7 protein-coding genes are annotated in these 8,093 nt (G+C 68.8%); 4 read left to right on the top strand and 3 right to left on the bottom strand.

Annotated features, from left to right (window positions below; genetic code table 11):
• The first annotated feature begins 81 nt into the window (after positions 1-81).
• Positions 82-1,239: a YncE family protein gene (locus MHW47_RS02090; RefSeq protein ID WP_239220846.1), complete on the top strand. Its 1,158-nt coding sequence runs from the start codon at positions 82-84 to the stop codon at positions 1,237-1,239.
• A 122-nt stretch (positions 1,240-1,361) separates the two neighbouring features.
• Here MHW47_RS02090 and MHW47_RS02095 read toward each other — a convergent pair whose 3' ends face one another.
• Positions 1,362-1,799: an arsenate reductase ArsC gene (locus tag MHW47_RS02095; protein WP_239220847.1), complete on the bottom strand. Its 438-nt coding sequence runs from the start codon at positions 1,797-1,799 to the stop codon at positions 1,362-1,364.
• Between the two features lie 304 nt (positions 1,800-2,103).
• Here MHW47_RS02095 and MHW47_RS02100 point away from each other — a divergent pair, with 304 nt between their 5' ends.
• Positions 2,104-3,483, top strand: a complete 1,380-nt coding sequence (locus tag MHW47_RS02100) for a S41 family peptidase (protein ID WP_239220848.1) — start codon at positions 2,104-2,106, stop codon at positions 3,481-3,483.
• A gap of 52 nt (positions 3,484-3,535) precedes the next feature.
• Here MHW47_RS02100 and MHW47_RS02105 read toward each other — a convergent pair whose 3' ends face one another.
• Together MHW47_RS02105 and MHW47_RS02110 are read right to left on the bottom strand one after the other, a co-directional pair.
• Entirely contained in the window at positions 3,536-4,165 is a 630-nt protein-coding gene (locus MHW47_RS02105) for a hypothetical protein (protein WP_239220849.1), read from the bottom strand.
• Between the two features lie 403 nt (positions 4,166-4,568).
• Positions 4,569-5,654: an alpha/beta fold hydrolase gene (locus tag MHW47_RS02110; protein ID WP_239220850.1), complete on the bottom strand. Its 1,086-nt coding sequence runs from the start codon at positions 5,652-5,654 to the stop codon at positions 4,569-4,571.
• A 110-nt stretch (positions 5,655-5,764) separates the two neighbouring features.
• Between MHW47_RS02110 and MHW47_RS02115 the strand changes: the two genes are divergently transcribed.
• Both MHW47_RS02115 and MHW47_RS02120 read left to right on the top strand, forming a co-directional pair.
• Positions 5,765-6,499, top strand: a complete 735-nt coding sequence (locus MHW47_RS02115) for a TetR/AcrR family transcriptional regulator (RefSeq protein WP_239220851.1) — start codon at positions 5,765-5,767, stop codon at positions 6,497-6,499.
• Positions 6,500-7,067: 568 nt separating this feature from the next.
• Positions 7,068-8,009 (top strand): sterol desaturase family protein, encoded by a 942-nt coding sequence (locus MHW47_RS02120; RefSeq protein ID WP_374230042.1) that lies wholly within the window; start codon positions 7,068-7,070, stop codon positions 8,007-8,009.
• The last annotated feature ends 84 nt before the right edge of the window (positions 8,010-8,093 follow it).

Below are 8,093 nucleotides of genomic sequence, written 5' to 3' on the forward strand. Positions count from 1 at the left end.
CTTCCGGTGGCGCCCACCCTTGACTTGTTGTGTTCGAACAGGCACAGAGGGTGCTTGCCGTGTGGGGGGAGTAGCTGGATCATGACGGACTCCTCAGTCTCGTGGAAGGACGCCCGGATCATGGCTCACCGCAAGGTGTACCTCGCCGTAGGCAGGACGAACACCCGGATCTACCGCTTCGACCCCGTCGACGGTGACACCCGCGTCGTCGACGGCGTTCCGCCCTACGAGCCCGGGTACACCGCCATGGGCGCCCAGTACCGGGGCGAGGACAAGGAGCCGCTGCTGCTGGCGGTGAGCGGCAACAAGCTCATCACCATCGACGTGACGGCCGGCACGCTGCGCGACGAGGTCATCGACGGGCTCCCGGGCGGGCCCTGGTTCGACGGTGACATGGACCCCGACGGGAAGGTGCTCTTCGTCGTCAGCGACCCCGACGCACACAGCTATGCCATCGACGTGGCCACCAAGCAGGCCACGGCCCGCAGGGCGCCGGGAGGCGGCCGGTGGGACGACTTCTCCTACCACCCCAAGGACGGACGGCTGTTCTCGGTGGAGGGCGACAACGGAGACCTGCTGCTCATCGATCCGGGGCGGCAGCCCATGAAGACCGTTCTCAAGCGGGGGGTCTTCCCGCCCGCCGAAGCCAGCGCCACGGCGGGCTCACGCAGGTCGTACTCGGCCACCTTCTTCGACCAGGACGGCCACTTCTACGCGGTCGACTCCGCGGGCAACGTCAACGTTCTCGACCTGACCACGTCCGCGGTCCCCGACCACGCGCAGCGCATCGGGCGCGGAAGGGTGCCGGTCGGCGCCCTCGAGATCATGAACGGCGCCGGGCGCATCACCCCCCTGCCGGTCCCGCCCAGCTACGACGAGATCACCGTCGCCAAGAAGTTCAACCAGTCCTGGGAGAGCGGCGAGCCCCGGGGCAGGGTGTACAGCTTCGAGCTGACCCTCACAGCCGTCAGCAAGGACGGCGGCAAGGCCGAGGACCTGAGGCGGTTCAGGATCTCCTTCGACCTGCCCACGGTGAAGGGCGCGAACGCGGCGGCGTCCGGCGTGGACGTCATCACCCAGGACGGCAAGGTGTATCTGGAAAGCACGGCGGACCAGTTCCTCGCCGCCGGCACGTCCCGGCCGATTGCCGTACAGGTCACCGTCCCGGGCGACCCGGCCCGCCTCCCGCGCGAATACCCGCTCGCCGGCCTCAAGGCGACGCGCCTGCACAGCCGCTGACGAACGCCGGCATCCCCGCTACGCGGACGACTGCCCGGCCGCCGGCTGGGCTTCGGCCGCGCTGCGGCCGGAGGTGTGCCCGGCGCGGCCGGAGGCGATGTCGACGACCGCGCGTTGGTGGCTCAGGCAGTCGCCTCCGGCTTGGCTGCCGGGGCGATCTCGGAGATCAGGCTCTCCACCAGGACCTTGATCTCGTCGCGGATGACGCGGACGGCCTCGACGCCCTGGCCGCGCGGGTCGTCGAGCTTCCAGTCCCGGTAGCGCTTCCCGGGGAAGACGGGGCAGGTGTCGCCGCAGCCCATGGTGATGCACACGTCGGACTCCTTCACCGCGTCCACGGTGAGGATCTTCGGGACCTCGGCGGAGATGTCGATGCCGACCTCGGCCATCGCGGCGACGGCGGCGGGGTTGACGTGCTCGCCCGGGTCGGAGCCGGCGGAACGCACCTCGACGCGGTCCCCGGCCAGGTGGGTCAGCCAGGCGGCGGCCATCTGGGAGCGGCCGGCGTTGTGGACGCAGACGAACAGGACGGACGGCTTCGTGCCGGGGCTCGCAGGCATGAGGGGCTCTCTCGTCTCGCGGCGGCTGGACGCCGACCATGACATCAGCATCCACTGGTATCAGTGAACGGTGATGTGAGGATATCAGTGGATGCTGACTTCAGTCGATCCTGATGTGATGCATGAAGCACGTGCATGGCCGTCGCCTGGACCGCCCGATGGTCCGTTGGGACGCGTACGCGTGGTGCCGGTGGTGGGGGCTGTCCCCATCCCTGATCAACCGGGCAGCCGGATGGCGGGCAGCACACCGGGTCGGCGACGGTGGGGCTGTCCCGAGCAAGCCGCCCACGGAAAAGGGAAAGTCGTGCGCATCGTCACCGTCACCGCCGTCGCACTGGCCGCCCTCGCCGGCCAAGCCGCACCGGCCGCCACCGCCCACCAGCCCACCACCGACGGAATCTGGCGCATGGACGGCTACGGCACAGTGCTATCCATCAGGAACGGAACCTTCCAGGAGTACCAGACCACCGCCGTCAGCTGCCTCAAGGGCGACTCCGCGCAGCGGACCGGCCCCGGCACCTACACCACACCCGACGGCACCGTCCTCACCGTGCGCACCCGAAGAGGCGGCGACCAGGGGCTCATGCGGGTGGAGGGCTCCGTCGGCGACCGGAACCTGCGCCGGATACCGGAGTTGCCCGATGCCTGCGCGCGGCCGGCCTCCCAGGGTCCGCTCGCTGTCTTTGACGTCTTCTGGCAGTCCTTCGAGGAGAACTACCCGTTCTTCTCCGCCAAGGGCATCGACTGGCACGCCGTGCGCGACCAATACCGGCCCACCGTGCACGCGGAGACGACCAGGGATGAGCTCTACGCCGTATTCAGCGAGATGGTCGCGCCGCTCCACGACTCCCACGTCGCCGTTCAGGACGGCGACCGCGTCTTCGCGCAAGGCCGCCCCGGCACCGTCATGCCCACCCCTGAGTTGGACACCAAGGTCAAGACGTTCATCGTGGCGCATGACCTCAAGAACGCCCGGAACCTCCAGGACTTCGCCAACGGACGGATCACCTACGCCGACCTCCCCGGCGGGCAGGGGTATCTGCGGATCTCCGGCTTCGGCGGATACGCGGCCGGTGGCGCCCCCTACGCCGCCCAGTTGGCCGAGCTGGACAGGACGCTGGACACGGTCCTCAGCAAGGAGCGCACCCAGCGCCTGAAGGGCCTGGTCATCGACCTGCGGATCAACGGCGGCGGCTCCGACGCCCTGGGCATCCACATCGCCGAGCGCCTCACCGACACCCCCTACCTCGCCTACTCCAAGCGGGCCCGCAACGACCCCGCCGACCCCACCCGGCACACTCGCCCCCAGCCCGTGTATGTCACGCCCGCCCAAGGCCCCCGATACACCGGGCCGGTCGCCGTGCTGACCGGCGGCTCGACTGTCAGCGCGGGGGAGACCTTCACCCAGGCCCTCATGGACCGGCCCGGCAGGACGGTCCGGATCGGACAGCCCACCCAAGGCGTCTTCTCGGACGTCATGCAGCGCAGACTCCCCAACGGCATGTCGGCCTGGCTGCCGAACGAGGAGTTCCTGACCCGCTCGGGCAGGACCTTCGACGGCACAGGCATTCCGCCGCACTTCACCGAGCCGGTCTTCACCCAGGACGAGTTCGACGAGAAGAAGGACTCGGCCTTCGACAGGGCTCTGAACGTCCTGCGGAACCACGGCGGCACCACAAGCTGACGCAGAGGCAGCGGAACCCCGGCCGCGGGGTGCGGGCCGGGGTGCACGCCTCCTACGGGCGGGGGAACGGGGCCAGTTCGGCGTGGGTGACGGTGTAGCCGCCCTTGACGACGGGGGCGTACGGGGCCGGGGCCATACAGGTGCCGACCTCGGCGTCCTTACTGTTCGGCAGCAGGTTCACCCCGTTCCACGAGAAGCCCACCCGATCGGTCTTGCCGCCCTTTCCACCGTCGTACACGCTCAGTCCGACGCGCTTGCCGAGCGAGCCGGTCTCCTCGTGGCTGACCTTCGTGATGAGGGCCGTGACCGTCGCCGTGTTCGGCCCGGTGACCAGGCACTCCACTTGTCCCTCGGAGGTATAGGTGACGTTCTGTTCAGCCGAGTAGTGCGAGATGCGTATCGTCCCCCGCGCGTCGACGGGCAGCCCCGTGGGAATCCCGGGCCGCGGAATGCTGTACGGGGCGGCCACCACGTCGAAGCTGAAGGAGCGTACATCGCTGTCGCTCACGTACGGCAGTACGAAGTCCCCACTGCCGACAATCCGCGCCGGGCCCGGCCGACGGTGGCCCGTGCGCTGCTCGGCGGACGAGGCGGTGGATGAGGCGCACAGGGTGAACCCGGCCACCAGGGCGGCGATGGCAGCGGTGGCGGTGCGCCGAGCAGGCAGCGACAGCGAAGTCATGACGATCTCCTTTTCTGCGAGGGGGAGTTGACTGGCGGAACGCGACCCATCCTTCGCTTCGACAGCCGCCCGGTCGTCACCCCAAGGCCGCAAGATCAAAGCCGCCTCATCGCCCATCCGGCTAAGTGGACGTCAGCCTGCAGTCGCACAGGGCGGATCACCGCCAGCGGCAGGCGTTCGCGGGCGTGGTGTCGCCTGCACGCAGGCCTGCCGACCGAACTGCTCCGTGGACGGGTCGTACGTCCGGGCTCTCAGGGGACGTCCCCGCCGCAAGCCCCGGCGCCTGCATGCGGACCGGGGCCCCCACCCGCTACGAGCGACGCGCCGACCTCCACCCGGGCCTGCTCGCACTGGGCTGCAGCCTCATGTGCCTCCGCCGCCTACGCACCCCATCCTGAAACGATCAGTAAGGCCGGACCGCCTTGCTGGTCGTTGCCACCGGCCGTACGTGAGCCAGCAGCAGTTCGAGGAACCGATCCGGGCGGCGGAAGGCCGCGAAGTGGCTGCAGTCCTCGATCAGTGCGAACTCCTTGACCGGGGCCCGGACGTCATCGAAGAAGCGGCGGGCCAGGACCGGCGACGTGAGCACGTCCTTCTCGCCCTGGAAGAGGAAGAACGGAATCTTGAAGTCGGTACCGTCCGCCCAGTCGTCGAACGCGGATGCGCCTGCGGTGACCTGCTCCGAGAAGCTCATGCCCTTCATGAAGTGCCCCAGCTCGCGCAGCGAGTGCAGCGGCGAGAGCCACAGGGAGCCCATCACGACCTTCTTCATCGTGTCCAGGGTCAGCCGGTCGCTGGTGGCCAGCAGCTTGGCGTGCATCGCGCGCTCGCGGTGGGTCCAGCGGCGCTTGTCGTCGTCGAGCCGCTCGACCGCCGCGAGTTCCTTGTGCTTGCCGCTCGCCCGCAGCCGGGTGAGGAGCGCCTGGTGTACGGAGTCGTCCCGGCCGCAGTCGTGGATGTTCTGGTCGGTGCCGACGTACGCGAGGTACCGCTCGGGGAACTCGCGGGCGAGCCGCAGGCCGAAGGCGCTGCCGTAGGAGTGGCCGAGCAGGACGACCCTGTCGACGCCGAGGCGGGTGCGGATGTGATCGGTGACCTCGACCGCGTCCGCGTAGATCCGCTCGAAGCTCATCTCGCCCTGTCGGCCGGCTCCGCCATGACCGAGGGTCTTGAGGGTGCCCCGCATGTCCCAGCGGACGAGCGTGAAGTGCTGCTCCCAGCACCTGGTGCGCGGCCCGAAGATCGCGGTCGAGGCGCCGGGGCCGCCGTGCAGCTCCAGGATGACGGGGTTGGTCAGGTCGTCGCCACGGACCGATATCCATTGGTCGATGCCGCCGATGCGGACGAAGCCCTGCTCGTTGATGCCGTTCGAGCTGTCGATCTTCATGAGGGAGACGTTTCGGACGCGCTTCAGGGCGCGGTGGCCGAGGAGCCCGGCGGTCGGTACGAGGAGGAGTGAGGCGGCGGATGTGGCGATGGCGGCGAGCATGACGACTCCCTGGGATCCGGACCCATAAACTGTGTATGTCGTAAGCAGTTAGCTATACGCTATAAACAGTTAGTGCGGGGAGTCAACCGGGGGCGGCGAGGGAGTGCGGAATGAGCGGGAGCGAGTCCCGGAAGTCGGCAGGGAAGCAGGACGGCGCCAAGGCGAGCTTCGCCCTGCTGTGGGGCGAGCAGGGGCAGCCGAGCCGAGGCCCGAAGCCTTCTCTGTCCGCAGGCCGGATCGCCGAGACGGCCATCCGGATCGCTGACGACGAGGGTTTGGACGCGGTGTCACTGGCCCGGGTCGCCAAGAAGCTCGACGTCACGACGATGGCGTTCTACCGGTACGTCCCCGGCAAGGCCGAACTCGTCGACCTGATGGTCGACCTCGCGATCGGCCCCCCGGCCCCCGTCGCGGGCATCGCCGGCGGCTGGCGCCCCCAGCTGACCGAGTGGGCCCGCCAGTGCGCGGCCGTGTACCGCCGCCACCCCTGGATCCTCACGGCCACGGGCATGCGCCGCCAGATCATGGGCCCCAATCAACTGGGCTGGCTGGACACCGCCTTGGCCGCGCTCGCCGGAACCGGACTGTCGCCCGTCCAGCGACACGACACCTTCCTGCTGCTCGTGGGCCACATCCGCAACATCACCCAGCAGACCGCCGAACACAACGAGGCGGCGAACGAGGAGTGGGCCGACCTGACGGCCGAGGTGCTGGAGCGCCACGCGGACCGTTTTCCCGCCCTCACGTCAGCTGTCGCAGAGGGTGCCTTCACCCCGCAGGGCGGCGACCCACTGGACTTCGGCCTGGAGCGAATCCTGGACGGCGTGGCGGCCCTGCTCACCTGATGATGCGGCCTCGGCCCGGCAGTGCCAGACGCGCCGAGACGCGGAGCTGATGCCGGGTTCCCGGGCGACGGCGGTGATCGTCCTGCCCGAGGAGTCGACGAGCGCGCTCGCATCCGCCTCCGGGGCGCGAAAGATGCCGCAGTGGCGCCTTCTCGGGCGCGGGCGTGCGCCGCAGTGCTTTCTGGGGGGTATTCCAGGGGCGACATGATGAGCACGTCAACGTATTTCTCGTACTAATTAGCTCACACCGGGGATACGGTGCCGCCCGTTATTCCGTCGGCAGGGAGAAGCGCGCTTCAATGGGCGAGTGCCCGACGGGCCCGCTCCGGCTGCCGCGTATTTCGGGAGTCGGTTGATGGTTAGAGCGGCGAGGATCGGTAATAAATGAGCTGGGTCGATGTAACGGGGGGCTATCGGCCGGGCGGGACTCGGTTGGTCGAAACCGCGCCCGAAATCAATCGGTGCATGAGCTGCTGACGCCCGGGGGTGTCCGCAGCCTGCTGGAACCACGGGCATTGTGCCGATGCAGTGTTCTCTACCAAGCCGCCATCCCATGAGGAGAGTTCTGGTGGGCGATTGCGGACGGCCGACCGATGGCGCGAATCCTTCGGTTCCTTTTTCGGGCAGGGAAAGGTATGCGGTCAAAAATTCGCTGGATCGTTTTCTCCGTACGGCCGCCTACCCGGTCCTGCTGCTGGCCGTTGTTCTGGTCGGAACAGCCGCATTGCGCCTCGACTGGAATCCGGCGCTGGTCAGTCCGCTCTTTCTGGTCGGTACGCTCGTCTATCTCGGTGTACTCGAACGGGCCATCCCGTACGAACGGAAATGGCACCCCGGCGGGGAAGAGTGGCGTTGGTACGGCGCCTACTTCCTGCTCACCGCGGGCGGAAGCGGTCTGGCGCAGCTCCTCGTCACGGCCACCGTCGGCCGGGTCTCGCCCGCAGAGCCGGTTCACCCCCTCGCGATCGAGATCCCCGGAGCCCTGCTGACCGGCTCATTCGTCAGCTACGCGGTACATCGGCTGGGGCACAGCAACCCACTCCTGTGGCGACTGCACGGCGTGCATCACGTGCCGGACAAGGTCAACGTCGCCAACAACGGGGTGAACCACGTGCTGGACACGGCTCTCGCCCAGGGCCTCGTCCAGCTGAGCCTGGCACTGCTGGGGTTCTCGCGTCCTGCTGTGCTGGTGGTGGGTCTTTTCGTCGCCGCCCAGGGCTACTTCGTCCACGCCAACATCGACGTGCGTATCGGGGCGTTCAACCATCTGCTGGCCAGCCCCGAGCAGCACCGCCTGCACCACAGCACGGACCTGTCCGAAGCCGGCCACTACGGCTCCGACCTGTCGTGCTGGGACCACCTCTTCGGCAGTTTCACCTGGCGCCCTGGCCGCGAACCGGCCTCGGTCGGACTCGGTGACCCCACCTCGTTCCCCGGCACGGGGCAGATCCTCGCCAGCCTTCTGCATCCGTGGCGACGGCGCCCGGCCGGCAGAAGCGGGCGCGACTGAACGCCATACCACGCCACAGGCGCCGGCACGAGTCGGCGCCCCGGACCGGCACGCCCTCCGGCACCCGGCTTCTCTTCCGCCACC

The organism is Streptomyces sp. OfavH-34-F (genome assembly GCF_022347745.1).
GTDB lineage: Bacteria > Actinomycetota > Actinomycetes > Streptomycetales > Streptomycetaceae > Streptomyces.